Here is a 25,064-nt window from a genome sequence, read left to right as displayed (position 1 = left end):
CCACTCAACCACCCGGCGAGCTCCGGGGAAAAGGGGTTGCGTCGTGGCCGTCGCGCGCCTAGAACCCGAGCGCTCTGGCGAGCTTCGACTCGGAGGACGCCTCACGGGCGCCGGCCGCACGCACCACGCCCTCGACCGCGGCGAACAGGGCTGCGCGTCCTGCCTCATCGGCGGGAGCGGCGGGACCGAGCTCCACCTCCCACTCACGCCACGCGCGGCGCGTGCCACGGCGGACGTCGGTCGCACGGACGCGATCGTCCACGAACTCCGCCACGACGCCGCGCGGCCCCGTGAGCAGGTAGGCCGTGCGGTCGTTCTCGATGCGCGCGAGGGGGGTCAGCGGCGCCGTCGTCCAGCCGGAGATCGCCTCGACGACCACGGCGGGAACGGTCTCTCCGGTGTCGCCGAGCGGCCACCCCAGCTCCAGGCGTCCGTCGCCCTGCCGCGGCCCCTTCACGTGCCAGCCCTCGTCCGGGCCGCCCGTGCGGCGACGCAGCGCGACGCCCGAGCGCGCGAGGGCGCCGTCGTCGGTGTCGAGATAGTGCGCGTCCAGGGCACGGTGCTCACCGGACGACACGGCATCGACCCCCGGGATCGCCTCCCACCGCGGGAGCGGAGTGTCGTCGTCGACGTCGTACGTGCGCTCGACCTCGACCGTGCGGGAGGGCTCAGTCATCCTCGAGCGTGAGGTCTTCGAGCGACTCCTCGAACCAGTAGTCGACCTCGGTCGGGCCGTCGCCCTCGCCCGTGTTCTGCGGCTCGCCGCGGCGGTTGTACACCACCTGCGTCTCGCTGTAGGGGACGATCAGCTTGTCGTCCGCATCGCCGAGGGGGATGATCTGCCCGTCCAGCGGGCCGCCGTGGAGTCGTGCGAGTGCCATGTGCCCAGAGTAGACCCGACCTCCCCCATCCGCGCGGCGCCCGGCCGCTCAGCCGAGCAGGACGCCGAGGACGGCTCCCGCGATCATCCACGGTCCGAACGCGATCCTGGTCGCCCGGTCGGCGCGCCGCAGCGCCATCAGCACGAGCGCGTACAGGGCTCCGAGGACGAACGCGGACGCCGCGCCGAGCGCGAGCGCCGTCCAGCCGTGCCACGCGAGCAGCAGCCCGATGACCGCCGCGAGCTTGACGTCTCCCCCGCCCATGCCGGCGCGACTGATCGCGCGCAGCACCAGGTAGAAGCCACCGAGCAGGACGCCGCCGAGCAGGGCACGGATCATCGGCTCGGGCCGACCCGTCGCGACGGCATCCACGGTGACGAGCAGGAGCAGGGCGGCGAGCGTGGGCAGCACGATGCGGTTGGGGAGACGGTGCGTGCGGGCGTCGATCACGACCAGCCATCCGCCGACGCCGAGGAGGGCGCCGTGCACCAGGCCGATGAGGGCGAGTCGGAGATCCATCCGGGCAGGCTAGGCGAGCAGCATGCGCGCCGATGACCCCCTGTGGACAGGGTTTCGCGGATGTCCGATGTACGAATTAGCGTCGTTCACGTCACTTGCTTTATTCGTACATATCTTCGAGGATGGATGCATGGGGATCGGGCTCGATGCGATGACCGCGCTCTCTCCGACCAGCGACAACCGCGCCGGAGAGGTGCTGCGGCTGCGCCGCGAGATCAGCCGGATGCAGCGGCGGCGCAGCGAGCACACCCTGCTCCCCCTCGACCCCGCCTTCGCTGCGCTGCTACCCGAGGAGGGACTCCAGACCGGCACCTCCTACACGGTCTCCCCCTCCCCGGCCCTCGTGCTGGCGCTGCTCAGTGCCGCCTCGGGCAAAGGGCACTGGTGCGCGGTGATCGGCATGCCGACCCTCGGGGTGGAGGCCGCCGCCGCCTACGGCATCGACCTGACCAGGCTCATCCTCGTCCCGTCTCCCGGAGACCGCTGGCTCGCAGTGACCTCCGCCCTCGCCGAAGTGGTGCCGCTGATCGTCGTCCAGCCGGAGTCGAGGGCCCGGGATGCGGATGTCGCACGGCTGAGTGCTCGACTGCGCGACCGCGGCTCCACCCTGCTGGTCGCCGAGGAACCGGGCGCGGGGCGGTGGGCGCAGAGCGAGGGCACCATCCGCCTGCACGACCCCGACTGGCACGGGCTCGGAGAGGGGTGGGGCCTGCTCTCCGATTGCACGGTGACGGTCACCGCCCGGACCAGGCACAGCCCGCGCGCCTCGAGTGTGCGGGTGCGGCTCCCCGGCGGACACGGTGCCGTCGAGACGGCGGTGGCCGAGCTGACCGCCCTGCCCCCGCTCTCCGTCGAACCGGAGGCGTCGGGCACCTCCGCCCCGTCGGAGCTCCTCTTCTGGGCGGAGGCAGGATGAACGCTCCCCTCCGCGTCCTCGTGCTGTGGTTCCCGGACTGGCCCCTGCGGGCGGCCCTGGGTGGCGGGCAGCCGCATCCGCCCACGGCCCTGGTGCAGGCGAACACGGTCGTCGCGTGCACCGCCTCGGCCCGAGCGCACGGCGTCCGCATCGGCCAACGTCGCCGCGTCGCCCAGGGACTCCTCTCCTCGCTCCGGGTCCTCCCGCACGACCCGGGGAAGGACGAACGGGCCTTCGCCCCGGTGCTGCAGGTCATCGAGAGACACGCCCCCGGGGTCACGCTCCTGCGCCCGGGCCTCGCGATCCTGCGAGCCAGGGGAATCTCGCGCTACCACGGGGGCGAGGCGGAGGCGGCGGCGGCGCTCTCCGCGATCCTGGCCGACGCCGGCTACCCCGAGGTGCGCATCGGGGTCGCCGACGGTCCCTTCACGGCCGAGATCGCCGCACGGGGAACGGCCCCCTGCACGGTCGTCCCGCCCGGCGCCTCCCGGGATTTCCTGGCACCGTACCCCGTCCAGGTGCTCCGCGACGAGCAGCTCAGCGGGCTCCTCCTGCGACTCGGGGTGCGCACCCTCGGCGCGTTCACCGCCCTCGACCCGCTCGACGTGCGCGACCGTTTCGGCGAACAGGGAGCCCGGATGCACGCACTCGCCTCCGGCGCCGACTCCCGCCCGCTGACCCCGCGCCCGCCCGACCCCGAGCTGGCGCGGAGCATCGAGTTCGACACCCCCCTGGGCGGCGCCGACCAGGTGGCCTTCGCCGTGCGGCAGACGGCCGACGCCGTACTGCTCGCCCTCGCCGATGCCTCCGTCGTCTGCACCGAGGTGCGGATCGATCTGACGGACGATGGCGGCGAGGTCTTCTCCCGCACCTGGCTGCACCCGACGTGCTTCGACGCCTCCGACCTCGTCGACCGGGTGCGCTGGCAGCTGGAGTCCCTGGCGGCGCTGACCGCGAAGGAACCCGTGGACGAGGCGAGGGCGTTCGGCGGCATCGCGGCGGTCCGCATCCTCCCCGTCGCCGTGGACGACGCGGCACACCATCAGCCCGGCCTCTTCGGATCGGGCACCGACGAGCGCCTGCACCACGCGGTCTCCCGGGTGCAGACCATGCTCGGACACCAGGGCGTGGTCACGGCGGCCGTGTCGGGTGGGCGCTGGCTGGCCGACCGTCAGGTGCTCACCCCGTGGGGCGAACGAGTGGTGCCCCCGCGGGACCCCGGGTCGCCCTGGCCGGGCAGCCTCCCCGATCCGCTGCCGTCCGAGGTCTTCCGCCCTCCCCGCCCGGTCGGCGTCGTCGGGGTCGATGGGAGCGTCCTCACGGTGGACGACCGCGGGGCGCTGTCGAACGACCCCGCCCGCATCGACGGTGCCGGAGTGCAGGCCTGGGCGGGGCCGTGGCCGGTGCAGGAACGCCGGTGGACTCCGGGGGGCGGCAAGCGGGGGCATCGGCTCCAGATCGTCGACGACCGCGACCGCGCCTGGCTCGTCTTCCATGCCGGCGAGCGCTGGTGGGCTGAAGGGAGGTATCGCTGATGGGATGGCACAACCCGCCGCTGAGCTGGGATCAGCTCGAGCGCACCCTCAGCGGCGATCCGGCCCCGCCGTCCGCGACCCCCGGGCGACGAGCGGACCCCGGACCCGTGAGCCGACGCCGCAAGCGCCTCCCTCCCGCCCTGCCGAAGCGGCCGGACGACGCCGTGCCCTACGCCGAGCTGCACGCGCACTCCTCCTACTCCTTCCTCGACGGCGCCTCCTCCCCCGAAGACCTTCTGGCCGAAGCCGAACGCCTGGGCCTGAGCGCACTCGCCCTCACGGACCACGACGGGTTCTACGGCGCCGCGCGCTTCGCCGAGCTCGCGGAGCACATGGAGGTGCAGCTGCAGACCGTGTTCGGAGCCGAACTGTCGCTCGACCTGCCGCTCGCCCCGCAGGGCGCCGCCGACCCGCCCGGCGAGCATCTGCTCGTGCTCGCCCGCGGCATGGAGGGCTACCACCGGCTGTCCGGGGCGATCACCGCCGCCCAGCTGCGGGGCGGGGAGAAGGGACGCCCCGTGTACGACCTCGACGACCTGGCCGCCCGCGCGGACGGACACTGGACGATCCTGACCGGCTGCCGCAAGGGCGCGGTCCGGCGAGGGCTCGACGCCGGCGACGCCGCCACCCCGCTCCGACGACTCGTCGACCTGTTCGGCAGCGACAGCGTGGCCGTCGAGCTCTTCGACCACGGAGAGCCCCTGGACACACGGCGCAACGACGCTCTCGCCGACCTCGCGCGGCGGATGCGCCTGCCGGTCGTGGCGACCAACAACGTGCACTACGCCAGGCCGATGCAGGCTCCCCTCGCGGAGGCCGTGGCCGCGGTCAGGGCGGTGCGCAGCATGGACGAGCTCGACGGCTGGCTGCCCGCGCACGGCGGAGCCCACCTGCGCAGCGGGGCCGAGATGACGGCACGTTTCGCGCGCTACCCCGGAGCGATCTCACACGGGCTGGAGATCGCCGCCGCCTCCGCCTTCCCGCTGCGCATGGCACGCCCGGCCCTCCCTCGGCAGGACGTGCCGCCGGGCCACACGCCCATGAGCTGGCTGCGACACCTGGTGTGGGCGGCGGTGCCGACGAAGTACCCCCGGCTGGACGCCGACGGCCACCGCCGCATCGAGCGCGAGCTCGACGTGATCGAGGAGAAGGACTTCCCCGGCTACTTCCTGATCGTGCACGGCATCGTCGCCGAGGCCCGTCGCCGCGGGATCCTCTGCCAGGGGCGAGGCTCCGCTGCGGCGAGCGCGGTGTGCTACCTGCTGGGCATCACCGCGGTCGACCCGATCCTCTACCGGCTGCCGTTCGAGCGGTTCCTCGCCACCACGCGCACGGAGGAGCCCGACATCGACGTGGACTTCGACTCGCGGCGCCGGGAGGAGATCATCCAGTGGGTGTACCGCGAGTACGGAAGAGAGCGGGCGGCCCAGGTGGCGAACGTCATCCAGTACCGGCCGAAGAACGCGGTCCGCGACATGGCCAGGGCCCTGGGGTACTCGCCGGGCCAGCAGGACTCGTGGTCACGGCAGGTCGACGGGTGGGGGTCGGGGCTCGAACCCGTCGAGGGCCACGACATCCCGGACACCGTGCTCGACTACGCCGCCGAGCTGCTCAAGGCCCCCCGTCACCTGGGGATCCATTCCGGCGGCATGGTGCTCACCGCGCGCCCGGTCGGCGAGGTGGTCCCGGTGGAGCACGCCCGCATGGAGGACAGGACGGTCATCCAGTGGGACAAGGACGACGCCGCCTTCATGGGGCTGGTGAAGTTCGACCTGCTCGGCCTCGGCATGCTCGCGGCCCTGCAGCACTGCTTCGACCTCGTGCGCGAGGCCACCGGCGAGGAATGGACGCTGGAGACCCTGCCGAAGGAGGAGGCCGGGGTGTACGACATGCTGTGCCGCGCCGACTCGATCGGCGTCTTCCAGGTCGAGTCCCGAGCGCAGATCGGCCTGCTGCCCCGCCTGCAGCCCCGCCGCTTCTACGACCTCGCGATCCAGATCGCCCTGATCCGCCCCGGACCCATCCAGGGTGGCGCGGTGCATCCGTTCGTGCGGCGCAAGATGGCGAAGGACCGGACGGACGAGGAGAACAGGGAGCGGGAGGCCAGGGGCGAGGCGCCGGTGGACTTCCCGATCCCCTACCCGCACAGCGACCTGGAGGACATCCTGAAGCGCACCCTGGGGATCCCCATCTTCCAGGAGCAGCTGATCCAGATGGCCACGGCGGTGGGCGACTGCACGGCCGACGAGGCGGACCTGCTGCGGCGGGCGATGGGGTCCAAACGAGGGCTGGAGAAGATCGAGAAGGTGCGGGGCAAGCTCTACGCGGGGATGGCCAGGCGAGGACTCGTGGACGACGACGCCGACCGCATCTACGCGCAGATCCAGGCGTTCTCGAACTTCGGTTTCGCCGAGTCGCACTCGCTGTCGTTCGCGCTCCTCGTCTACGCGAGCTCCTGGCTGAAGCTGCACTACCCGGCGGCCTTCCTCGCCGGGCTGCTGCGGTCGCAGCCGATGGGGTTCTACTCCCCCGCGACACTCACGGCGGATGCCCGCCGGCACGGGGTGGAGGTGCGCCGCCCCGATCTGCACCTGTCCGGGGCCACCGAGCTGCTCGAACCCGTCGCCGCGGACGGCGGCACCGGGCCCACGGGCAGGGAGAGCTGCCTGGCGGATCCGCAACCGGAAGTCCTGCGCTTCGACCGGAGCGCGCCGGACGAGTCGGCGGCACACCGCAGGGACGGGCGGTTCGCGGTGCGACTCGGGCTCAGCGGCATCCGCGGCATCGGCGTGCCGCTGGCGGAACGGATCGTCGCCGAGCGTGAGGCCCACGGCCCCTATCGCGATCTCCACGACCTGGTGCGGCGGACCGATGCGACGGCGGCGCAGCTGGAAGCCCTCGCCACCGCCGGCGCCTTCGCGTGCCTCGGCCTCGAACGGCGGGAGGCGATCTGGCTCGCCGGGGCCGCGGCCGACGACCGCTCCCGCTTCCTGCCGGGGACGACCGTGGCTGTGCAGCCGCCCCTGTTCGCCGACCAGACGAGTTACGAGCGGCTCTCGGCCGACCTCTGGGCCACGGGCATTTCGACGGACGACCACCCCATGGCACACTTCCGCGCAGCCCTCCAGACCCGCGGGGTGCTGACCGCGGCCGATCTGCAGAAGCACGAGACGGGACGACGCATCGAGGTCGCCGGGCTGGTCACCCACCGACAGCGACCGGCGACAGCAGCCGGGGTCACCTTCGTGAACCTCGAAGACGAGAGCGGTCTGGTGAACGTGATCTGCTCCACCGGTGTCTGGGGCCGCTTCGGCCGGATCGCCCGCGAGTCGCCGGCACTCATCATCCGCGGCATCCTCGAACGCTCACCCGAGGGTGTGGTCAACGTGCTCGCCGACGCCTTCGAGGATCTGCAGACCGGCGTGGCCCACCGATCGCGGGACTTCCGATGACCCGGGCACCGACAGCGCAGGCCCCTCAGAAGCGAAGGACGTCCGCCGACCGCACCAGGCACCCGCCCCGGCCCCGCGCGGCCCGCGTGCGTCACCAGAAGCGCTCGGGCTCCTCGGCCGGCGGGCGGTCGGTGCCACCCCAGCGGTCGGCCTCCGCCTTCGCCGCCTCCACCGCCGCATCCGCTCCCCGCAGCGCGACCCCGGCCTCGCTCGCCGCAGGCCCGACGGGGTCCACGAGCAGCGCCGTGCGCGTCACGCCGCCGCTGACCGTGACCGTGCACTCCAGAACCCGTCCGATCCAGCGCGAGAGCGCGCCGCGCGCCGCCTCGCCGCGCCGGTACCGGATCCCCGTGTCGAGGTCGACCACCGCCAGCACGATCGGCTCTCGGCCCTCTCCCTCATCGTGCTCGGTCACCTCGATCCGATGCCCGAGCGGGAGCGCGACCTGACCGGCGAACACGAGCATCCTGTCCATTCCCCCACCCTACGAAACCGCCACCGGACCCGACAGACACCCCGGGCGAAAACCTCTTCGCAACTTTCTTTGTCCCCCAAATGGCGGACACGGCGATTAAGCGATATTCTGCTCTTCGTAGCGGGGGCTACAGGCTGAGGAACTGGGGAATCAGCCGTCGAGAGCAGCGGAAGTTTCGCCGCCTCCCCAACCGTCCGGGAAGGACGGTGAGCCCTCTCGACAGCACCGTGCTGGGGCGGTCCGGTCGAGAGGGCATACCCCGCGCCACGGCACCCCACATCCTCGCCCGTCAGCCGTCCCCAACTAGCCGTCGACAGGGCCGCGGTCAACCCCGGCCCGCACACGCCGCCGCGGGGCTAGCGTCGCCCCCCATGACGACCGTGTTCCGAACGACTCGCACCCCGCGTCGGACGGGAGGCACCCGCGGGGCCTTCATCGCTCCCGCGGTGCCTCTCGTCCCACCGGCGCGTTCCACAGACTCGGCGCCCGCTCACCGCGCGCACCCGGGGGACGCCGCGCGTGCCGCATCGCCCTACAGCACGTCGTCGTCGGCGTCGGCGTCGTCGAGATCGTCGTCGTCCAGTGGCACCTCGTGCCGCTGCTCGGCCGCATCGGCCGGGTCGGCCTCGACCGAGTGCACGTCCGGCTCACCGGTCGTCGTCACCTCCGGGTCGTCCGGCACCTCCAGATCGGGCCGCTCCTGCTCCTGCAGGTCGGCTTCCGGCTTGACCTCGTCGATCGGCTGGTCGCTCAGGGACATCGCGTCTCCTCTCGTTCGGCGGATGCTCCCACCCTGTAACGCCCGTCGGCCAGCGGCAAGGGGCTTGACGGCCACGCACGCCCTCGCGGAGGCGGCACCGTGACCGCGGGACCCGTCACCGGGCGCGTCCGCATCGGCGTCTCGGGCTGGCGCTACGCCCGCTGGCGGGGCGACTTCTACCCCCGCGGCCTGCCACAGCGCCGCGAGCTCGAGTACATCGGGGAGCAGTTCCCCTCGGTCGAGCTCAACGGCTCGTTCTACTCGCTGCAACGGCCGGAGAGCTACCGCACGTGGGCGTCGAGCGTGCCGGACGACTTCGTGTTCGCCGTGAAGGGGTCGCGCTACGTCACGCACATGCTGCGCCTGCGCGCGGTCGACCAGGCCCTCGCGAACTTCTTCGCCTCGGGCGTGCTGGCGCTCGGCGAACGGCTCGGGCCGATCCTGTGGCAGCTGCCGGAGCGCCAGAAGTTCGTGCCGGCGCTCCTGGAGTCGTTCCTCGACAGCCTCCCCCGCACCACCGGGGAGGCGCTCGAACTCGCCCGCGGCCACGACGAACGCCTCCGTGACCGCGCGTGGCTCGACATCGACGCCGACCGGCCGCTGCGCTACGCGCTCGAACCGCGCTCCGCCACCTTCGCCGACCCCGCGAGCCTGACGCTGCTGCAGGCGCACGGCACCGCGCTGGTGGTCGCGGACACCGCGGGGCGATGGCCGAGGTTCGACGCGCTGACCGCGGACCACGTGTACATCCGGCTCCACGGCGCGCGCATGCTGTACCACAGCGGGTACACCGGCGCCGAGTTGCGCGAGTGGGCGACGCTCATCCGGGCCTGGGCCGACGGGTCGGGCGCCGCGGACGGCCGCCCGCGCGACGTGTTCGTGTACTTCGACAACGACGCCCGCGGGCACGCCCCGCACGACGCCCTGGCGTTGCGCGCCCTCGTGGACGCCCCACCGGCGTGATGGCGAGGCGTCAGCGGTCGCCGACGTGTCCTGGCGCGGTGAGCGACAGCACCCGCTCGACGAACGCCCCGTACTCCTCCATGTAGTGCGCGAGGAAGTCTCTCGTGCCCTCGTCGTGCACCTCGCCGTCCGCACCGAACACCTCGGGCCGGAACGTGATGTACGCCTCCGGCGCGTTCAGCTGCGGGGCGTTGAGGAAGCTCAGCACGCTGCGCATGGACGACTGCATGACGGCCGTGCCGATCGCGCCGGTCGACGCACCGATGATGCCGCTCGGCTTGCGGGCGAACGAGTTGTGACCCCACGGGCGCGAGCCCCAGTCGATCGCGTTCTTCAGCGCGCCGGGGATCGACCGGTTGTACTCGGGCGACACGAACAGCAGGCCCTCGGCACTCTCCACCGCGCGCTTGAACTCCGTGACCGCCTCGACCGGCTCGAGCTCGTCGTCGCGGTTGTAGAGGGGAAGGCCGCGGATGGGGATCTCCTCCAGCTCCAGGCTGGGCGGCGCGAGGCGCACCAGCGCCCTCGCGAGGGTGCGATTGATCGAGTCCGACGCCAGGCTGCCGATGAGGTAGCCGATCCGATGGGCCATGGTGAGTCCCCCGTCTCTCCCTGCATTTCCAGGATATCTCCGCGGTGGGGGCTTGCCGCAAGGCCCCACCCCGCGGGCAGAATCGACGGTCTGCGCGCGCTCCGGCGCGTGGAACGCGAAGGAGATTCATGCCCATCGACCCCTTCCACCTCTCCCCCGAGAAACAGGCCAAGACCGCCCCCGCCCTCATCGACGCCGATCGCCGACACCTCCAGCGCATCGCGGCCGAACTCGACGGTCAGCGCGCCGACGTCGCCCGACGGCTCGACGACGTCCGTCGCGTGCGCGCCGGCTCCGGGGGCGCCGCCGTGGACCGCGACCTCGAGATCCGGCGGCTGTCGTCGCGCCTGCGCGTGCTCGAACGCTTCGACATCGACGTGTGCCTCGGCCGCATGACCCCCGCTGACGGCGAGCCCGTCTACATCGGCCGCACCGGGCTCGCCGCGTCCGACGGCACCCGGCTGCTGATCGACTGGCGTGCGCCCGCCGCCGAGCCCTACTTCGCCGCGACACTGGAGGACCACCGCGGTCTGATCTCCCGCCGCCGATACCGGTGGACGGACGGCCGCATCAGCGACTACTGGGACGAGGCCCTGACCGCCGACGGCTTCGACGGCGCGGCCTCCCTCGACGACCAGTCCGCGTTCATCGCGAGCCTCGGCACGCACCGCACCGCCCGCATGCGCGACGTGCTGGCGACCATCCAGGCCGACCAGGACGCGATCATCCGCAGCCCGTCCCGCGGCGCCCTCGTGGTGGACGGCGGTCCGGGCACCGGCAAGACCGTGGTGGCACTGCACCGCGCGGCCCACCTGCTCTACGCCGAACCGCACCTCACCGCGAGCGCGGGCGGGATGCTGCTGGTGGGCCCGAACCCGCACTACCTCGCCTACGTGGAAGACGTGCTGCCGAGCCTCGGCGAGGACACCGTGCGGCTGTGCACCCTCCGCGACCTCACCCCGGAAGGCGCGACGGCCCCGCCCGAAGCCGACCAGAGGATCGCCGCACTCAAGGCCGCGCTCGACCCCGGGGCCGTGCTTGCCGCCGCGGCCGCCGCGTTCGAGCGGCCGCCCGGCCACGCGACGCGCCTCGACTCCCCGTGGGCCGACCTGTGGCTCAGCCGCGAGGAGTGGGCGGAGGTGTTCGCGGGCGCCGACCCCGCCGCGACCCACAACGAGGCGCGCGACGAGGTGTGGGAAGAGCTGCTGGAACTGCTGGTGGAACAGGTCGACGACGACGAGGTGCCGCCCCACGCGGTGCGACGGTGGCTGCGACAGGACGACGAGCTGACCGGCACGTTCGTGCGCGCGTGGCCCCTGCTGACACCGGGCGAGGTGGTGGCTCGACTGTGGAGCTCCCCCGAGTTCCTGCGGGCGTGTGCCCCTACGCTGACCCCCGACGAGGTGACGCTGCTGCAGCGCGACCGTCCGGATGCCTGGACCGACGCCGACCTCCCGCTGCTCGACGCGGCACACCGGCGCATCGGCGACCCGGAGGCCGTGCGAGCCGCCCACCGCCGCGACGCCGTGATCGCCTCGGCGCAGGAGCAGATGTCGCACGTGGTCGACCACCTGATCGAGGACGACGACAGCGAGATGAAGGTGATGTCGATCCTGCGTGGCCAGGACGCCCGCAACGTGCTCGTGGGCGTGGACGCACCGCCCGTGCTGCCGCCGGACGAGCTCGCCGGGCCGTTCGGGCACATCGTGGTCGACGAGGCGCAGGAGCTCACGGATGCGCAGTGGCGGATGCTGCTCGCCCGGTGCCCCTCGCGCAGCATCACGATCGTCGGGGATCGCGCCCAGGCGAGACACGGCTTCACCGAGACCTGGCAGCAGCGGCTCGCCCGGGTCGGCGTACGGGAGGTGAGCGTGGCCCACCTCGGGGTGAACTACCGCACCCCCGCGGAGGTGATGGCGGTCGCGGCCCCCGGAATCCTCGCGGCGCTGCCCGACGCGAACGTCCCGACCTCGGTGCGCGAGAGCGGCATCCCGGTGCGGACCGGTGCCGTGGCCGAGCTGCCCGCCGTGCTCGACGACTGGCTCGCGGCGAACCCCGACGGTGTGGCCTGCGTGATCGGGGACTCCTCGTTCGCCCCGACCGCCCGCGTGCGCTCGCTCACGCCGACCTCGGCCAAGGGACTGGAGTTCGACCTCGTGGTGCTGGTGCACCCCGAGCGGTTCGGCGACGACTTGACCGGCGCGGTGGACCGCTACGTCGCGATGACCCGGAGCACGCGGGAGCTCATCCTGCTCGGGTGATCCCGGACGAAGGTCGCTATCCGCCGCGGGCCGGCGGTTCTACCCTGAGACGATGACGAACGCCGCGCGCACGGCACCGCACTGTCCCGAGGACGACGTGGTGATGCTCGCGGTGCCCGGCGGCTGGAGGTGCCCGGAGTGCGGGCACCTCCAGCAGCCGCAGGACGGCGAGGAGCCGCGGGACCGCGAGGACCTCGGCCGCCTGCCCTGAGGGCTCAGACGCTGTCGTCCTGGTCGACGATGGTGCCGGTCGGTTCGCTGATCTCGACCGTGTGGCGCACGCCGTGCTCCGACGCCAGCGCCTCGCCCTCCTCGATCGCCTCATCCCGGCTGGCGTAGCTGCGCGAGAGCTCCGGAGCACCCTCGGCCTCGTTCACCCACTGGCCGTTCTTCGACCGCGTGACCACGGCGGTGACGGCCATCACACGTCACCGGGGCCCAGGTCGCCCTGTCCCTCGTCGCCGAGGTCGGCGAGCACCGGGTCCTCGCCCTGGCTCTCGGGCTGCGGGCCGGAGCCGGGCAGGTCGTCCGCGGGGACCTCGTCGTCGGGATCGGGGATCTCGTCCGGGTCGCGCCCGGTCGCGGTCGCCGTGTCGAGCTCGTCGGCGGAGGCGCCATCGTCGAGGGCCTCCGTGCGCTCCCATTCCGCCTGCGCCGGATCGTCCCGCGGGTCTGCTTCGGTGGTCGCGTCGCCGTCGCGCAGCGGCTGACCGCCGACGTCGTCGGGTGTCGATGCCATGTCTCCTCCTTCGATCGGTCCGCCCAGTGTGCCGCCCGGGGTTCCCGGTGCCGAGGGGGTTGAGCGGGCCGACCACAGCGGGTAGGTTCCGGCGGCGTCGGAACCCGTGACGGCGCGCGCGGACGGGGGCAGGATGAGGGCATGACAGCGACCACTCCCGCCCCCACCCCGACGCAGCTGCGGCTGATCATCGAGACCGACGATTTCGACACCGCCCTCCGGTTCTACCGCGACGTGCTGGGCATGCCCGAGCAGCTCGCCTACGCGACCGACGGCGACGACCGCGTGGCGATCCTGCACGCAGGCATCGCCACCATCGAGCTCGCGACGCCGACGCACGCCGCGAACATCGACGAGGTGGAGGGCGCACCACACACGCCCGGAGCGCTGCGCATCGCCCTGGAGGTCGACGACACGGCCCAGGCCGTCGCGGCCGCCGAGGAGGGTGGTGCCGCCGTGATCGCGCCACCCGTGCAGACGCCGTTCCGGAGCCTCAACGCGCGCATCCAGGGCCCAGCGGGGTGGCAGATCACCCTGTTCCAGGAGCTGGAGACGCTGGAGGAGCGCGCGGCGCGCGAGGGCTTCACGACGGACGACGCCCGCGACCGCTGACCCGCGCCCGGGACCTGGGCGCGTCCTCGGGTTTCGTGACGCTACGCGTCGCCGCGCTTGCCCGGGCCAGGCCCGCCGGGCTGAAATCGACTCATGACGTCGATCGCGGTCCTCGTGGGGAACCCCCACCCGTCCTCCCGCACCACGAGCGTCGCGGAGGAGGTCGCGGCGCAGCTCGCCGACCTCACGGGCGCCGAGGTGCTGCCCACCATCGAGCTCGCGGCGTATGCGGACCGGGTCTTCGTCGTGCCCGACCCCGAGATCGACGCCCTGGTCGAAGAGGTGTCGACGGCGGATGTCGTGGTCGTGGCGAGCCCCACGTACAAGGCCGCCTACACCGGGCTGCTGAAGGCGTTCCTCGACCGCGTCGACACGGGCGGGCTGGACGGAGTGATCGCCGTGCCCGTCCTCACGATCGGCTCCCCCGCGCACACCCTCGCCGTCGAGCACACGCTGCGCCCCCTGCTGGTCGAGCTCGGTGCGACGGTGCCCGTGCGCGGCCTCGCGTTCCCGGCCGCCGAGGTCGACGACCGCACGCGCCTCGTGTCCGCGTGGCTCGCCCCGCACCGCCGGGCGCTGGAATCGCTGCTCGCGCACTGACCAGGGGCGGGTGACGCGAGCGGAACGCGAGTGCCGCGGTCGAGGGCCGGTCCGAGAGGACGATCGACGCAGACGCCCATGTAAGGAGCGGTCTTCCGTGTGAGAGCCGGAGCGACGGTATGTGGCGGCGCATGTCGCCGTGTTGCAGTCCGGGTGCGCGGTCGCGGGGGCCGTGCGTACCGTCGTGGCATGACCGCCCCCGCCGCTTCGTCCTCGTCCCCCGCCCGCGAGCGTGCCGCCTCCGACGTGCTGGACCGGCTGTCGGTCGGCGCCGACACGTTCAAGGCCGTGTTCCGCGGGCACCCGGGAGGCGTGGCCGTGATCACCGCGCAGGGGGCGGACGGCCCCGTGGCGCTCACGGCGTCGTCGGTGTCTTCGGTGAGCGTGGATCCGCCGCTGCTGGTGTTCTCGGTGTCGGCGCTGTCGTCGGCGGCGGAGACCCTGACCTCGGCCGCGACGGTCGTGGTGCACCTCCTGGATGCGGACGACATCGAGCTCGCGCGCCTAGGGGCGACCAGCGGCATCGACCGCTTCGCCGATACGAACGCCTGGGCCCCGCTCGCCACCGGGGAGCCCGTGTTCGCGGGAGCCCGCGCCTGGGTGCGCTGCGCCGTCGTGAGCCGGATGGAGGCGGGCGGCTCGACGGTCATCGCCGCGCACGGCCTGCAGGCGCACATCGCGCGGGACGCCGAGCGCGCCCTCGTCTACCACGACCGCACGTGGCACGCCCTGGGCGCGCACTCGCTCCTCCCCTGACGGGACGCACGCTCGGCTCCGTCGACCACCCTTCGGATCTCTCGCTTCCTCGATCAGGCGGCTAGATGTGTCTGCCCAGACCTTTGGTAATGCGGTCGATCGGGTTCTTGGGGCCGCGCAGCGCGACACCGACCAGATCGAGATCTGCGGCGGACACCCCGGCCACGGCTCTTCGGTTGGACGCATCGTCTCCGGTAGCGAAGAGGTCACGGGTGTAGATGCTCGTCGCGAAGCCTCGTTCGATGGCTCGCTCGCGAGCTCGTGCGAGCTGCTCCGAGTCCGCCGTGAACACGAGCACGGGTTGACGGAGCATGGGGAGGTACTCGTTTCCGTCCGCGTCCGCGTAGATATCGCCGATCAGACCCGGGGCGCTGGTGGCGATGCCGCTGATCAGGAACGCCGTGACGTTGAGCTCCTGCCAGGGCATCAGGCCGTCGTGGATCAGTACCGCGATCCGTGTGTCGAAGCGGACAGTCTGCGGTTCCATGTGTGCTCCTTCGGTCGCGGCCGCGGCCGCGGCCGGAACGGGCCGGCCGGTCGATCCGAGCCCCTCATGATCCGCCCGCGAACGTGTGGTCGAAGGTGATCCAGGCGTTGTCGAGATAGGGCCGGCGCCTCAGCGGGTCTCCGATGCCGAAGGCGACATCCTCGAGCCATCGGCAGCGGGCATGGAAGCGGATGCGACGGAGCTCGTCGTCAGTCGGAGTGCCGTCCAGTCCCTCTCCGACCCGGACCGCCGCGTCGGGCCCCAGGTCTCGGTAGATCGACCCGATGTCGCGTGCCGGGTCCGTCAGCGCCGCATCAGTCCAGTCGATGACACCGGTCACGTGACCCCGGTCGTCGACGAGGATGTGCTCAGCTCCCAGATCATTGTGCTGAGCGATGGTGAGCGATCGGGTGGGCGGCGGCGACTCATCCAGGAAGGCGCGCACGAGACGAACCTGCTCGGCGCTCAGGTGACTCCGCACGGACCGGTAGGTCTGCACAGCGTCCCGATGCCACTCGTCATTCGGGTACCGATCGACGGGCAGCCGCGTGACCGGAAGAGCCTCCCGGAACGCGGACAACACGTCTATGAGGGCCCGTTGCACGTTCTTCGAGTCCCGTTCGCGCCGATGGATCAACGGAGTACCTCGAAGCCGTCGGTAGGCGAACGTCCCGCGCTCTGCTTCATGCAACTCCGGTGTCGGCGTCGGCACCGACGTCGCACGGGCGAGCGTCGTGAGCAGTTCGACCTCGCGATCGACGGCTTCGAGGTCCGCGGATCGTCGGACGATGTAGTCCCCGACAGCGAACGTCGTATTCTCGGCTCCCCGAGTCACGAGCGTCGGCTCGTCGCCGGGCGACCACAGTCGAGATCGCCGCCCCAACTCGGCGAGGTGGGCGCGATCCGACGGGGTCACCGCGGATGTCGTGACGATCTCCTCTTTCATCTCGTTCCTCAGATCCTTGGTCGGGAAGGGGGTGACGACGTCACACCAGCGTGTCGCCAACGTATCCGTCTTCGCCGAACCCGGGCAGGACGGCGAAGATCGCGCTGCCTGTGTGCTGGATGAACCGGTTGAGCCGATCGTTCTCGGCGAGACGCGTCTGCGCGGCGATGAACTGACGATCGGGGTCGTTGCCGTAGGCGCAGAACAGCAGCCCGACGTCGAGCTTTCCGTGCCCGCCATGATGGTGGTCCTTCGTTCCCGGAGCATGAGGATGGTCCTCGGGATGCTCGAGCGGATCCGGGCCGCCGCCGGCCATCGCCGTGAGGAATCCGTAGTCATAGGTGTAGCTGCGGCGCAGCATCGGAAAGCCATGAGCGCGGCGGATGTGCCCGTCCGCTGCGATCACCGGGGTGCCGTCTGCCCCCACGGCGTCCAGGTCGGGGGCGTCGAACTCGCCCTTCCCCGTCAGCGGAGCGCCATCCCCGCGGCGGCGCCCGATCACCGCATCCTGCTCGTCGCGCGCTGTGAGGTCCCAGCTCGCCGTCAGCATCCGGATCTTCCGGAACACGAGGTAGGTACCCCCGCGGAACCACGATGGCTCGTCGGGAAGCGCCCAGACGACGTCCGAGAACTCTCGGGTTCCGATGCGGGGATTGGACGTTCCGTCCTTGTGACCGAACATGTTCCGCGGAGTGCCGCCGTCGTGCGGGGAACTGAGGAATCCGGACTGCGTCCAGCGGATGACCGCAGATCCGGGCATTCGGGCGCGCACAGCTCGCGTCGCGGCACTGACGACCTGTGGATCGTCGGCGCAGATCTGAAACAGCAGGTCACCCCCTCCCCAGCGCGGGTCGAGGTGATCGCCGGTGAACTCGGGAAGTGGCCGCAGCCGTCGGGGAGCTTCGCCGGCGACCCCGGGCAGGGCGAAGACGCCAGGGCCGACGCCCACCGTGACCGTCAGACCCGCAGGAGACAGCCCGGTCGCGAAGTCGGTGGGGGTCACCGCGCCGTCGGGATACATCGACGAGGGCGGAGTGTCCTCACCACGCACGATGGCGACGATCGTGCGCGAGACGTCAGCCAAGAAGCGGCGAAGCGACACCGCGTCCGTCACGGCCAGATCGGCCGCGACAAGAGTGACATACTGCTGCTGCGCGGTGGCGACTCCCGCCTGGTGCGCACCGAACGGCGAGATCGTCGTCCCGGCCCCGGGATCTGCGGAGAGGCGTGCAGTCTCCGCGTTCGGCAGCGTGAGACGCCCGGTCGCGAACCCCATCGCGGCCGCCCCACCTGCGGTTGCCAGCGCTGAGCCCAGGAGGGCGCGGCGAGACATCGCCACACGCCTCGGCCCGCCCTCCGTGCGTCCGTCCCGCCATCCCGGTGAGACCACCGCCTCCCTCTCCGACGGGTCATCGCTGGCTTCCTGGGTGCTCAATGTCCGTGTCCTCCGTTCGGATCGACGGGTCCCGCATTGCGGCTGGCTTCATCTCGGCTGACCACGAACTGCGACATCAGCCCCTCGTCCTCGTGAAGGAGAAGGTGACAGTGGATCATGTACGGGTTCTCGTCATCGACGTAGTCCTCGAATCGCATCATGATCCGGTAGACGCGACGAGGTTCCAGATAGATGGTGTCCTTCCATCCCGAGAGCTCTGGCCCCGGCGTCTCCCCGTCGATGTCGAGGACCTGGAACTGCACGTCGTGAACATGCCAGTTGTGCGGGAACAGGTCTCGATTGGTGACCTCCCACAGCTCGGTCGAGTCGACCTGCATGACCTCGTCGATACGATTCATGTCCATGCGGCGGCCGTTGATCTCGCGGTTCTGCACGTCGAAGATGCGCGCGTTGTCGGCGTCGACCGCGGTGAAGCGGGAGATGTCGCCGAACCGCTCCGCCAGTGGCGGGGACGTCCGGAGCTGATCAGCAGCACGCAGGAGGAGGACGTCGAACTCGTCCAACCCTCCGTACGCACCGGGCACGGCGACATCACCGAGATCAGGCGGCAGCGAGCGCAGCATCGTCTCCGTCCCCGGGGCGATCGCCACCACGATCTCAGCACGCTCGCCGGGCGACAGACGCACATGATCGGTGATGTGCGGCGCCTCGAGCAGCCCGCCGTCCGTGGCGATCAGCGAGAAGCCGCGCTGGTCGTCGAACGCGAAGTCGTAGGTGCGCGCGCTCGACCCGTTGAGGATCCGCAACCGGACGAGCTCGGTGGAGACGTCGAGGACCGCGCCCCATGCTGCGTTGGTCAGCAGGACGTTCCCCAGAAGGCCGACCTCATTGCCCTGAGAGTCGAACTGGAACTCGCCGTCGGAACGGAACTTCTTGTCCTGCACGATGAGCGGAACGTCATCGACTCCGTATTCCGTGGGCAGTCCGAAGCTCTGGCTGTGCTCATCGTCGAGGATGAACATGCCCGAAAGCCCGCGGAGGACGTGCTCTTCGGTTTCGCCGTGCGGGTGCGGGTGGTACCACAGCGTGGCGGCGGGCTGGTCGACCCGCCACTCGGGCCGCCAGCGCCCGCCGGATTCGATCGGCTGGTGCGGCCCGCCATCCATGGCAGCCGGCAGATGCATGCCATGCCAGTGGACCGTCGTGGTCTCCGGGAGCGCGTTGGTGACCTCGACGGCCACCTTCTCCCCACGCTGCGCCCGGAGTGTGGGGCCTAGGTAGTCGCCGTCGAAACCCCAGGTCGGGGTGGTCATCCCCTCCAGGAACTGCATCTGACCCTCCTGGGCGGTGAGCGAGAACACTCGAACACCGTCGACGACCTCCGACTCCGCCAGCGGGGGGATCGGTAGCGGAGTCTCGAACGCGGGTGGCTTCGTCGGCGTGAAGACGGACGTGTCCTGGCCGAACCCCGAGTCGAACACGCAGGCGGTGAACGTCACGGCAGCGGTCAGGAGCAGAGCGCCGAAGAGGATCGCCGGACCGAGGAGCCGTCCCCGGCTCGATGCAGAGCGTCGTGCGACATGCTCGGCCCCACGGGCGATCCTGGTCATGCCAGTAAAGCTAGGAATCCGTGCAGAGGAAGCCGTCCCTCCCCCGTCGACAAGTCGAGTCGCTTCCGGGCGACACCGAGGTTCTCCGCACCGGACTCGCACTCCCGCGGTCGCCGAGATGTCGCTTTCCAACGACTCACACACCAGCACGGACCGACCTACCATGACAGCATGACCGACAACGCGCCCGCGGCGGAGGCAGGTTCGCGTCCTGCTCCCTGGGTGCTCGACGGCCTCCTCGGCATCGGCGTGACTCTCGTCGTGTCGCTCTTCATCGCCGCGGATATCGACGGGGCAGAACCGGACGGGTGGGCCTATCTGTGGGCGGTCGGCCTCGGTGCACTGATGCTGGCCCGGCGACGCCACCCTGTCGTCGTCGTCGTACTCTCCGCGGCAGGGGTCGTCGCCTACTACGCGTCCGGTTACCCGGCGATCGGGATCGCGGTGCCTCTCGCGGCCGCGGTGTTCTCGGCCGCCGAATACGGTCGCACAGGGGCATCGATCGCCACGTCCGTGACCGTCCTGGTCATCTCGGTGGCGTACAGGCTCGCCATCGGACAGGACCCCGCCGTGGTCGTGGGTTACGAACTGCCTGGACACGCTCTCCTACTCGCAGCGGCGATCGCCCTGGGAGACAACGTGAGATCCCGGCGGGAGCTCCGCCAGAAGTCCTCTCAGATCGCGGCCCTGACCGTCGAACGGTACGCCCGGGAGGCAGAGAAACGCGCGATGTCCGAACGGCTCTCGATCGCACGTGAACTCCACGACTCGATGGGGCACGCGCTGACGGTGGTGACTCTGCATGCGCAGATCGCGGAGGAAGCGCTGGACCCCGGTACTGCCTCTGACGAGGACAGCGCGGCGGCGCGTGAGGCGCTGGCGATCATCGCGAGCACCACTTCGGCGACGTTCGAGGATCTGCGCCGTACTGTCGCGAACCTGCGGAGGGAGGAGGGCGCGACGCGCCCCCCGCTCGGAATCGACGACCTCGAGTCAGCGATCCTCCCGGCGACGCAGGCCGGCTTGACGGTGCGCGCGAGTGTCTCCATCTCCGCCGCACTGCCATCGACCGTCGAAGCCGCCGTGTTCCGGATCGTGCAGGAGTCCATCACCAACGTCGTGCGACATGCCGACGCGGCGCGCGTCGACGTCGACATAAGGCAGGCGGACGATGCTGTCGCCGTCAGCATCGTCAACGACGGCAGGCCGCGCACCACGGAGCCGTCCGACGACTCGGTCCGGCCCGGGCGAGGGCTGGAGGGGATGCGAGAGCGCGTTCACCTGCTCGGCGGCACGTTCTCCGCAGGTCCACGCGACGCCGGCTTCGCGGTGTACGCCTCGTTTCCCCTGGCGGTGAGGGCATGACCTCCGTCGTCCTCGTCGATGACCAGGACCTCGTCCGCGCCGGCCTGCGGACGCTGCTCTCGCGGGATGGCAGCATCCGGGTGGTCGCCGAGGCCACCGACGGCAGGAGCGGCGTGGAGGCGGTCCGAAAGTACCGACCAGATGTCGTCCTCATGGACCTCCGGATGCCTGTGATGGACGGCATCGAGGCGACGAGCGTGATCCGCGCGGACCACCGGCTGCACGACACCAGTGTCGTCGTCCTGACGACGTTCGACGACGACACGGACGTCGTTCAGGCCATCCGCGCAGGGGCGGTCGGCTACCTCTTGAAGAACACGCCGCGGGATGACCTGCGTGACGCCGTGACGCGGGCCGGCCAGGGAGAAAGACTGCTTTCACCGGCGATCGTCGAACGACTGATGGGCATGGTCGCGTCCGGTCGGGCCGCCGCGACCCCGGATCCTCGACTCGCCGTCCTCAGCGCCCGGGAGATCGAGGTCCTTGCGCGGATCGGACACGGCGACACGAACGACGAGATCGCTGCCATCCTGCACCTCAGCCCGGCGACCGCGCGCACCTACGTCAGTCGGATCCTCGCGAAGGTGGGTGCGCGTGACCGTCCAGAGCTCGTGGTGATCGCTCACCGATCCGGGCTCGTCACGTCGTGAGCTCTCACCGAGGCGGGCGCCGCAGGAACCAGTTCGGAACGCCGAGAACGTCTGTCTCTCCGATGACCGCGTATCCGTGCCTCCGGTAGAAGCCGACTGCCTCCGGGCGATCCGTTTCGGCGTAGCCGGGCACGCCTATGGAGTCGAGATGGCTCGTGTGTCTGAGCATCAGGAGAGTGCCGATCCCCCGCCCGCGCAGGTGCCGATCGACCGACACCGGCCCGAGATGCACGTGCGGTTCTGAGATGTCCCGCGCTGTCCATGCCCGGTTCCAGGCCAGCAGGCGCGCAGCGGCGCCTGGGCCGAAGGTCAGCGCACGGGAGAGGAGCCGCAGCCGGGTCTTCGCCGGGGGCCGGCAGCGCGCCGGGGGTACCGCCGCGGCGACACCGATCAGCGACCCACCCTGCTCGACGCCGTCGACCCGCATCGAGGGCGAACCGGAGAGGAGCACACTCATCAGCGACTCATGGCGACGAGTCCGCCTCGCTTCATCGCCGCCATACACCGCGACGTGGAGCGGGTTGTCGGCCATTCCACGCCCGAGCAGCGCCGCGATCTCCGCCACATCGGCGCGGTCGAGAGAACGAAGGTGAAGGTACGGTTCGCGATGTCTCATCGGTGCAGTCCTCGTCGTCGAGCGGTCATCACCCCACGGTGGCGCGACGGTGATGTCGCCGAATGCTCGCCTCGATCGACTTCTCGGATCGCCCCGTGACGACCCCGCTGTCCTCCCACGGCGCCCCGCATCCCCCGCGCCGCTCGAGGTGGTAGCCGTCGCGATGCGCGACAGGAGGAGCAGGACCCGGTCGTCCGAGAGCGACAACACAACTGATCCAGAGCGCACGCGACCCCGGGGGCCCGTTGCCTACTTTGACAGGATGAGCGAGTCACCGACGCCGTCGCAGCCACCAGAGATCCCCGGCCCACGTCCCCGATTGAGCTGGCCTGCCGTCATGGGCTTCGGCGTCCTGGGGCTTCTGTGGCCGCTCCTGCGACTGATCGGTCTCGAAGCGGTCGTCGGCGGGGTGACGACCGTGATGGTCGCCTTCCTCGCCACCTTCGTCATCTGGGTCCTGGGTGCCGGCTTCGGCCATGTTCCGCGACCGGTTCTGACGCTCACTCTGTCCGGGGTTCTCTTCGCCCTCCTCCTCGGGGCGACCACCGTGGCCATCGGCGACTGGCCCGACCACGGCATCGGCCTGAATCTCGTCGCCGCCACCATCGAGATCGGGCGATCCGCTGGGTTCGGCGCGCTCAGCGGCCTGGTCGCCGAATCGATCCAGAGGGCCCGCCGCCGGCGACGGAGGAACCGTCCGTCGCGCCGGACGTCGCCCTGATGCGACCAGGATTGTCGCCCCCGTACGGACCCTCCGCCGCGGCACCCGCCCCTACCGTTGGCGCATGATCTCCGAGAACCCACCTCCTCCTTCTCCCACCGCACGACGAAACCCTCTCGGGCTGTCGGCTCTGGCACTCGTCGGACTCGCGGCCGTCGCCCTCATCAGGGTCATCCTCCACGACCTGCACGTGATCGACGAGGGCAGCCCGATCACGTGGGTGCTCGCGATAGGCCCGGTCGTGCTGTGGATCGTCGTCGCTGTCGTAGCGCGCGTCCCCAGGCCGTTCCTGACGGTGCTGGTCATCGGGGTGATCTTCGGGGTGATGCTCGTCATCACGCACCAACTCCTCTGGGACTTCGCTTATCGCGGCGCTCCGCCGTCCCTCGGTGACGGTGCCGGGGCGCGCCTGATCCCACGCATCGCGGCCATCCCCAGCGGGCTGATCGTCGGGACGGTGATCGGCGCCGTCGGCGGGCTCATCGCCTGGGGCATCCAGACGATGAGCAACCGTCGCAAGAGCTGACAGCGCGAACACGAGCACAACGCCCGAGCCACCGCGCACGAAGAGCTCGCAGCGATCGCGTGCGAAGACGACGAAGCCCCGGTGAGAAGGATGCTCTCACCGGGGCTTTCTGGTCGGGCTGACAGGATTTGAACCTGCGACCCCTTGTCGAAAAGACACGATACGACATGGCTCGACCCTCGCGGACACTGACCCGCTTTTGCCCTCTTGATCAGGGTGTTTCTTGATTCAGTAGCCGACATCAACGGACAGAGAGGGACACCCGCGAACTTCGCCATGTGAGACGAATGTGAGACGTCATCACTCAGCTGAACTCTCTCGCGGCCCACTCTCGAACGTCATTCGCGCCGCTTCGGATGATCGAAGCAAGACTGGCGCGACGCCTTCATTAGGCCTGGCGGCATCGAAACCCTTCATCATCGACGCGACCCGGTCCGCAATCGCTTGAACAGAGGGCTCCAAATCAACGCTCAGATTCATACCCGAGGCGACCGCTGCGAGGGTCACCCTAGACTCGCCGGCATGACAACGCGCCCTTCGCATCAAACGACGTGGCTGACTCTTGAGGAAGCCGGGACGGTAGCGCCGGGGCTAACGCCCGCTCGTCTCTTGGCGCTTCTGCGCTCCGCCGCCCGTCTTGGCCCTCCGGTATGGAAATTGACTGACGGGCAGGCACTCTTCGACGAGCTCCTCTTTCGACGCTGGCTGGAGGCTACCGTCGCCACGGACTGGGTGCTCGGCCCCGCCGCCGGGTACCGCACTCCCCCGAGCCTAGATCGCCGATACGTCTATGCCGACGCCAATCTCGCCACCCTGCGACGGCGAACCTACGTGAGCGAGTCGTCGCTCAGCGTCCTCGTGCCCGAGCTACCGCTTTGGCGAGTACGCGATCTCCGGTTCCGCGGCGCTGGTCCACGCTTCCTCAAGCCGACGCCGCGAACCGTGGTCTACATCGCGGAGGAGGTGCGCGATTGGGCGCATGGAGTCGGTGACTTCTCCGACCGCGTGCCCATCAGCCTCGATGTGTCACGCGAGCCGTACACGCCTCCTCCGCGACGGTAGCGCAGGCCTCGCGGCGCGTGTCACATCGCTGGCATGCAGTGCACGATTCGCCACCCCAGATCAGGCTCGCAGGAGCCCCCTCCTCGGGGGACGAGGAGGGGGCTCGCGACTCGAGCGACCACCCCGCCAGGGGATCCCCGGCCACTCTGAGCACCAGTCTGCACCAGGGCTTGCCGTTGCCCGAAGCTCGGAGGATGGGTCTCATCCGGGTGATATGCCGCCCTGCCTCATTCCGCTTCGACAGCCGCTTGGCGCGCGGCTTCCGCCGGGCTCAGCCCCTTCTCGAACGCTCCGACATAGTCCCAGCGCACCAGCCGGTCTGACCGCAGTCCAGTCAGCCTGTGCAGCTCGTCGTCGGTCGCCGCCATCCAATCCCGCCATCGACTCCGCTCACTCATGCTGGGAACCTACCGCGTCCCGGTGCTCGGGGCGGAGTGCCAGCTCACCTGCCGTACGGCGCCGGACATCGCGGACGCGCAGAGTTACAACCAGGCGTACCTCTTCACAGGCCAAGCGACAACCATGCGATTCACGAAGGCGGACCCCCCTGGGGACCGGCGGCCACCACGGGGGAACGGTGGCCGCCGGCAACCGAAACGGAAACTGGGGAATCCCGCTCGGATC

The 25,064-nt window shown here is 70.7% G+C and carries 27 protein-coding genes; 13 read left to right on the top strand and 14 right to left on the bottom strand.

What is annotated here, in order from left to right:
* Positions 1 to 58: 58 nt before the first annotated feature.
* The 3 genes from ACWGQ1_RS12750 to ACWGQ1_RS12740 are packed head-to-tail and all read right to left on the bottom strand — an operon-like array spanning position 59 to position 1,400.
* Complete coding sequence (locus tag ACWGQ1_RS12750) at positions 59 to 676, bottom strand: CYTH domain-containing protein (RefSeq protein WP_136031264.1); 618 nt, start codon at positions 674 to 676, stop codon at positions 59 to 61.
* Positions 669 to 881, bottom strand: coding sequence for a hypothetical protein (locus ACWGQ1_RS12745; protein ID WP_046749348.1), 213 nt, complete (start codon positions 879 to 881; stop codon positions 669 to 671). The genes ACWGQ1_RS12750 and ACWGQ1_RS12745 overlap by 8 nt, the downstream gene beginning before the upstream one ends.
* Positions 882 to 929: 48 nt before the next feature.
* Positions 930 to 1,400 carry a prepilin peptidase gene (locus ACWGQ1_RS12740; RefSeq protein WP_136031262.1) on the bottom strand — a complete coding sequence of 157 codons (471 nt, stop codon included), beginning with the start codon at positions 1,398 to 1,400 and terminating at the stop codon, positions 930 to 932.
* Positions 1,401 to 1,530: 130 nt separating this feature from the next.
* On the opposite strand from ACWGQ1_RS12740, the gene ACWGQ1_RS12735 reads away from it, so the two are divergent.
* The 3 genes from ACWGQ1_RS12735 to ACWGQ1_RS12725 are packed head-to-tail and all read left to right on the top strand — an operon-like array spanning position 1,531 to position 7,303.
* On the top strand, positions 1,531 to 2,316 hold the full coding sequence (locus ACWGQ1_RS12735; protein ID WP_136035397.1) for a hypothetical protein: 786 nt from the start codon (positions 1,531 to 1,533) through the stop codon (positions 2,314 to 2,316).
* On the top strand, positions 2,313 to 3,851 hold the full coding sequence (locus ACWGQ1_RS12730; protein WP_452313079.1) for a Y-family DNA polymerase: 1,539 nt from the start codon (positions 2,313 to 2,315) through the stop codon (positions 3,849 to 3,851). Before ACWGQ1_RS12735 ends, ACWGQ1_RS12730 begins: the two co-directional genes overlap by 4 nt.
* The gene (locus ACWGQ1_RS12725; protein WP_206253270.1) at positions 3,851 to 7,303 is read left to right on the top strand and encodes an error-prone DNA polymerase; all 3,453 of its coding nucleotides are present in this window, start codon (positions 3,851 to 3,853) and stop codon (positions 7,301 to 7,303) included. The genes ACWGQ1_RS12730 and ACWGQ1_RS12725 overlap by 1 nt, the downstream gene beginning before the upstream one ends.
* 91 nt (positions 7,304 to 7,394) lie before the next feature.
* Here ACWGQ1_RS12725 and ACWGQ1_RS12720 read toward each other — a convergent pair whose 3' ends face one another.
* A complete protein-coding gene (locus tag ACWGQ1_RS12720) occupies positions 7,395 to 7,778 on the bottom strand; it encodes a hypothetical protein (protein ID WP_136031255.1) in 384 nt (127 codons plus the stop codon).
* Positions 7,779 to 8,310: 532 nt separating this feature from the next.
* Positions 8,311 to 8,538: a hypothetical protein gene (locus ACWGQ1_RS12715; protein WP_136031254.1), complete on the bottom strand. Its 228-nt coding sequence runs from the start codon at positions 8,536 to 8,538 to the stop codon at positions 8,311 to 8,313.
* A gap of 99 nt (positions 8,539 to 8,637) precedes the next feature.
* Between ACWGQ1_RS12715 and ACWGQ1_RS12710 the strand changes: the two genes are divergently transcribed.
* Positions 8,638 to 9,501: a DUF72 domain-containing protein gene (locus tag ACWGQ1_RS12710; protein ID WP_452313078.1), complete on the top strand. Its 864-nt coding sequence runs from the start codon at positions 8,638 to 8,640 to the stop codon at positions 9,499 to 9,501.
* A 10-nt stretch (positions 9,502 to 9,511) separates the two neighbouring features.
* On the opposite strand, the gene ACWGQ1_RS12705 is transcribed toward ACWGQ1_RS12710, so the two are convergent.
* Positions 9,512 to 10,093: an NADPH-dependent FMN reductase gene (locus ACWGQ1_RS12705; RefSeq protein ID WP_136031252.1), complete on the bottom strand. Its 582-nt coding sequence runs from the start codon at positions 10,091 to 10,093 to the stop codon at positions 9,512 to 9,514.
* A 128-nt stretch (positions 10,094 to 10,221) separates the two neighbouring features.
* On the opposite strand from ACWGQ1_RS12705, the gene helR reads away from it, so the two are divergent.
* A complete protein-coding gene (gene helR, locus ACWGQ1_RS12700) occupies positions 10,222 to 12,354 on the top strand; it encodes an RNA polymerase recycling motor ATPase HelR (RefSeq protein WP_452313077.1) in 2,133 nt (710 codons plus the stop codon).
* A 52-nt stretch (positions 12,355 to 12,406) separates the two neighbouring features.
* Positions 12,407 to 12,565, top strand: coding sequence for a hypothetical protein (locus ACWGQ1_RS12695; protein WP_452313076.1), 159 nt, complete (start codon positions 12,407 to 12,409; stop codon positions 12,563 to 12,565).
* Positions 12,566 to 12,569: 4 nt separating this feature from the next.
* On the opposite strand, the gene ACWGQ1_RS12690 is transcribed toward ACWGQ1_RS12695, so the two are convergent.
* Together ACWGQ1_RS12690 and ACWGQ1_RS12685 are read right to left on the bottom strand one after the other, a co-directional pair.
* Positions 12,570 to 12,776 carry a DUF2188 domain-containing protein gene (locus ACWGQ1_RS12690; RefSeq protein ID WP_136031250.1) on the bottom strand — a complete coding sequence of 69 codons (207 nt, stop codon included), beginning with the start codon at positions 12,774 to 12,776 and terminating at the stop codon, positions 12,570 to 12,572.
* A complete protein-coding gene (locus ACWGQ1_RS12685; RefSeq protein ID WP_136031249.1) occupies positions 12,776 to 13,093 on the bottom strand; it encodes a sugar ABC transporter ATPase in 318 nt (105 codons plus the stop codon). Before ACWGQ1_RS12685 ends, ACWGQ1_RS12690 begins: the two co-directional genes overlap by 1 nt.
* Before the next feature lie 141 nt (positions 13,094 to 13,234).
* On the opposite strand from ACWGQ1_RS12685, the gene ACWGQ1_RS12680 reads away from it, so the two are divergent.
* From ACWGQ1_RS12680 to ACWGQ1_RS12670, 3 genes are all read left to right on the top strand, one after another.
* On the top strand, positions 13,235 to 13,705 hold the full coding sequence (locus tag ACWGQ1_RS12680) for a VOC family protein (protein ID WP_136031248.1): 471 nt from the start codon (positions 13,235 to 13,237) through the stop codon (positions 13,703 to 13,705).
* Between the two features lie 93 nt (positions 13,706 to 13,798).
* Positions 13,799 to 14,305: an NAD(P)H-dependent oxidoreductase gene (locus tag ACWGQ1_RS12675; protein ID WP_452313075.1), complete on the top strand. Its 507-nt coding sequence runs from the start codon at positions 13,799 to 13,801 to the stop codon at positions 14,303 to 14,305.
* A gap of 189 nt (positions 14,306 to 14,494) precedes the next feature.
* Positions 14,495 to 15,061, top strand: a complete 567-nt coding sequence (locus ACWGQ1_RS12670; RefSeq protein ID WP_136031245.1) for a flavin reductase family protein — start codon at positions 14,495 to 14,497, stop codon at positions 15,059 to 15,061.
* 61 nt (positions 15,062 to 15,122) lie between these two features.
* On the opposite strand, the gene ACWGQ1_RS12665 is transcribed toward ACWGQ1_RS12670, so the two are convergent.
* From ACWGQ1_RS12665 to ACWGQ1_RS12650, 4 genes are all read right to left on the bottom strand, one after another.
* Positions 15,123 to 15,548: a DUF2000 domain-containing protein gene (locus tag ACWGQ1_RS12665; protein WP_136031244.1), complete on the bottom strand. Its 426-nt coding sequence runs from the start codon at positions 15,546 to 15,548 to the stop codon at positions 15,123 to 15,125.
* Positions 15,549 to 15,612: 64 nt separating this feature from the next.
* Positions 15,613 to 16,494: a phosphotransferase gene (locus ACWGQ1_RS12660; protein WP_452313074.1), complete on the bottom strand. Its 882-nt coding sequence runs from the start codon at positions 16,492 to 16,494 to the stop codon at positions 15,613 to 15,615.
* A gap of 40 nt (positions 16,495 to 16,534) precedes the next feature.
* On the bottom strand, positions 16,535 to 17,827 hold the full coding sequence (locus ACWGQ1_RS12655; RefSeq protein ID WP_452313073.1) for a Dyp-type peroxidase: 1,293 nt from the start codon (positions 17,825 to 17,827) through the stop codon (positions 16,535 to 16,537).
* Between the two features lie 98 nt (positions 17,828 to 17,925).
* Positions 17,926 to 19,371 carry a multicopper oxidase domain-containing protein gene (locus tag ACWGQ1_RS12650; protein WP_452313116.1) on the bottom strand — a complete coding sequence of 482 codons (1,446 nt, stop codon included), beginning with the start codon at positions 19,369 to 19,371 and terminating at the stop codon, positions 17,926 to 17,928.
* A gap of 300 nt (positions 19,372 to 19,671) precedes the next feature.
* Here ACWGQ1_RS12650 and ACWGQ1_RS12645 point away from each other — a divergent pair, with 300 nt between their 5' ends.
* Positions 19,672 to 20,865 (top strand): sensor histidine kinase, encoded by a 1,194-nt coding sequence (locus tag ACWGQ1_RS12645; protein ID WP_452313072.1) that lies wholly within the window; start codon positions 19,672 to 19,674, stop codon positions 20,863 to 20,865.
* Positions 20,862 to 21,515: a response regulator transcription factor gene (locus tag ACWGQ1_RS12640; RefSeq protein ID WP_247981882.1), complete on the top strand. Its 654-nt coding sequence runs from the start codon at positions 20,862 to 20,864 to the stop codon at positions 21,513 to 21,515. Before ACWGQ1_RS12645 ends, ACWGQ1_RS12640 begins: the two co-directional genes overlap by 4 nt.
* A gap of 4 nt (positions 21,516 to 21,519) precedes the next feature.
* On the opposite strand, the gene ACWGQ1_RS12635 is transcribed toward ACWGQ1_RS12640, so the two are convergent.
* Entirely contained in the window at positions 21,520 to 22,131 is a 612-nt protein-coding gene (locus tag ACWGQ1_RS12635; protein WP_452313071.1) for a GNAT family N-acetyltransferase, read from the bottom strand.
* 337 nt (positions 22,132 to 22,468) lie between these two features.
* On the opposite strand from ACWGQ1_RS12635, the gene ACWGQ1_RS12630 reads away from it, so the two are divergent.
* A complete protein-coding gene (locus ACWGQ1_RS12630) occupies positions 22,469 to 22,852 on the top strand; it encodes a hypothetical protein (RefSeq protein WP_452313070.1) in 384 nt (127 codons plus the stop codon).
* A gap of 64 nt (positions 22,853 to 22,916) precedes the next feature.
* On the top strand, positions 22,917 to 23,378 hold the full coding sequence (locus tag ACWGQ1_RS12625; protein WP_452313069.1) for a hypothetical protein: 462 nt from the start codon (positions 22,917 to 22,919) through the stop codon (positions 23,376 to 23,378).
* Between the two features lie 1,289 nt (positions 23,379 to 24,667).
* Here the strand turns inward: ACWGQ1_RS12625 and ACWGQ1_RS12620 are convergent.
* Positions 24,668 to 24,808: a hypothetical protein gene (locus tag ACWGQ1_RS12620; protein WP_452313068.1), complete on the bottom strand. Its 141-nt coding sequence runs from the start codon at positions 24,806 to 24,808 to the stop codon at positions 24,668 to 24,670.
* Between the last annotated feature and the right edge of the window lie 256 nt (positions 24,809 to 25,064).

Source organism: Microbacterium sp. NPDC055599, from assembly GCF_053618975.1.
This window is presented reverse-complemented; position numbering and strand designations above follow the sequence as displayed.

Coding starts and splice junctions, on each gene's coding strand:
- ACWGQ1_RS12750 (WP_136031264.1), bottom strand. CDS start 676: ATGACTGAGCCCTCCCGCACGGTCGAGGTCGAGCGCACGTACGACGTC.
- ACWGQ1_RS12745 (WP_046749348.1), bottom strand. CDS start 881: ATGGCACTCGCACGACTCCACGGCGGCCCGCTGGACGGGCAGATCATC.
- ACWGQ1_RS12740 (WP_136031262.1), bottom strand. CDS start 1,400: ATGGATCTCCGACTCGCCCTCATCGGCCTGGTGCACGGCGCCCTCCTC.
- ACWGQ1_RS12735 (WP_136035397.1), top strand. CDS start 1,531: ATGGGGATCGGGCTCGATGCGATGACCGCGCTCTCTCCGACCAGCGAC.
- ACWGQ1_RS12730 (WP_452313079.1), top strand. CDS start 2,313: ATGAACGCTCCCCTCCGCGTCCTCGTGCTGTGGTTCCCGGACTGGCCC.
- ACWGQ1_RS12725 (WP_206253270.1), top strand. CDS start 3,851: ATGGGATGGCACAACCCGCCGCTGAGCTGGGATCAGCTCGAGCGCACC.
- ACWGQ1_RS12720 (WP_136031255.1), bottom strand. CDS start 7,778: ATGGACAGGATGCTCGTGTTCGCCGGTCAGGTCGCGCTCCCGCTCGGG.
- ACWGQ1_RS12715 (WP_136031254.1), bottom strand. CDS start 8,538: ATGTCCCTGAGCGACCAGCCGATCGACGAGGTCAAGCCGGAAGCCGAC.
- ACWGQ1_RS12705 (WP_136031252.1), bottom strand. CDS start 10,093: ATGGCCCATCGGATCGGCTACCTCATCGGCAGCCTGGCGTCGGACTCG.
- helR (WP_452313077.1), top strand. CDS start 10,222: ATGCCCATCGACCCCTTCCACCTCTCCCCCGAGAAACAGGCCAAGACC.
- ACWGQ1_RS12695 (WP_452313076.1), top strand. CDS start 12,407: ATGACGAACGCCGCGCGCACGGCACCGCACTGTCCCGAGGACGACGTG.
- ACWGQ1_RS12690 (WP_136031250.1), bottom strand. CDS start 12,776: ATGGCCGTCACCGCCGTGGTCACGCGGTCGAAGAACGGCCAGTGGGTG.
- ACWGQ1_RS12685 (WP_136031249.1), bottom strand. CDS start 13,093: ATGGCATCGACACCCGACGACGTCGGCGGTCAGCCGCTGCGCGACGGC.
- ACWGQ1_RS12680 (WP_136031248.1), top strand. CDS start 13,235: ATGACAGCGACCACTCCCGCCCCCACCCCGACGCAGCTGCGGCTGATC.
- ACWGQ1_RS12675 (WP_452313075.1), top strand. CDS start 13,799: ATGACGTCGATCGCGGTCCTCGTGGGGAACCCCCACCCGTCCTCCCGC.
- ACWGQ1_RS12670 (WP_136031245.1), top strand. CDS start 14,495: ATGACCGCCCCCGCCGCTTCGTCCTCGTCCCCCGCCCGCGAGCGTGCC.
- ACWGQ1_RS12665 (WP_136031244.1), bottom strand. CDS start 15,548: ATGGAACCGCAGACTGTCCGCTTCGACACACGGATCGCGGTACTGATC.
- ACWGQ1_RS12660 (WP_452313074.1), bottom strand. CDS start 16,494: ATGAAAGAGGAGATCGTCACGACATCCGCGGTGACCCCGTCGGATCGC.
- ACWGQ1_RS12655 (WP_452313073.1), bottom strand. CDS start 17,827: ATGTCTCGCCGCGCCCTCCTGGGCTCAGCGCTGGCAACCGCAGGTGGG.
- ACWGQ1_RS12645 (WP_452313072.1), top strand. CDS start 19,672: ATGACCGACAACGCGCCCGCGGCGGAGGCAGGTTCGCGTCCTGCTCCC.
- ACWGQ1_RS12640 (WP_247981882.1), top strand. CDS start 20,862: ATGACCTCCGTCGTCCTCGTCGATGACCAGGACCTCGTCCGCGCCGGC.
- ACWGQ1_RS12635 (WP_452313071.1), bottom strand. CDS start 22,131: ATGAGACATCGCGAACCGTACCTTCACCTTCGTTCTCTCGACCGCGCC.
- ACWGQ1_RS12630 (WP_452313070.1), top strand. CDS start 22,469: ATGGGCTTCGGCGTCCTGGGGCTTCTGTGGCCGCTCCTGCGACTGATC.
- ACWGQ1_RS12625 (WP_452313069.1), top strand. CDS start 22,917: ATGATCTCCGAGAACCCACCTCCTCCTTCTCCCACCGCACGACGAAAC.
- ACWGQ1_RS12620 (WP_452313068.1), bottom strand. CDS start 24,808: ATGGCGGCGACCGACGACGAGCTGCACAGGCTGACTGGACTGCGGTCA.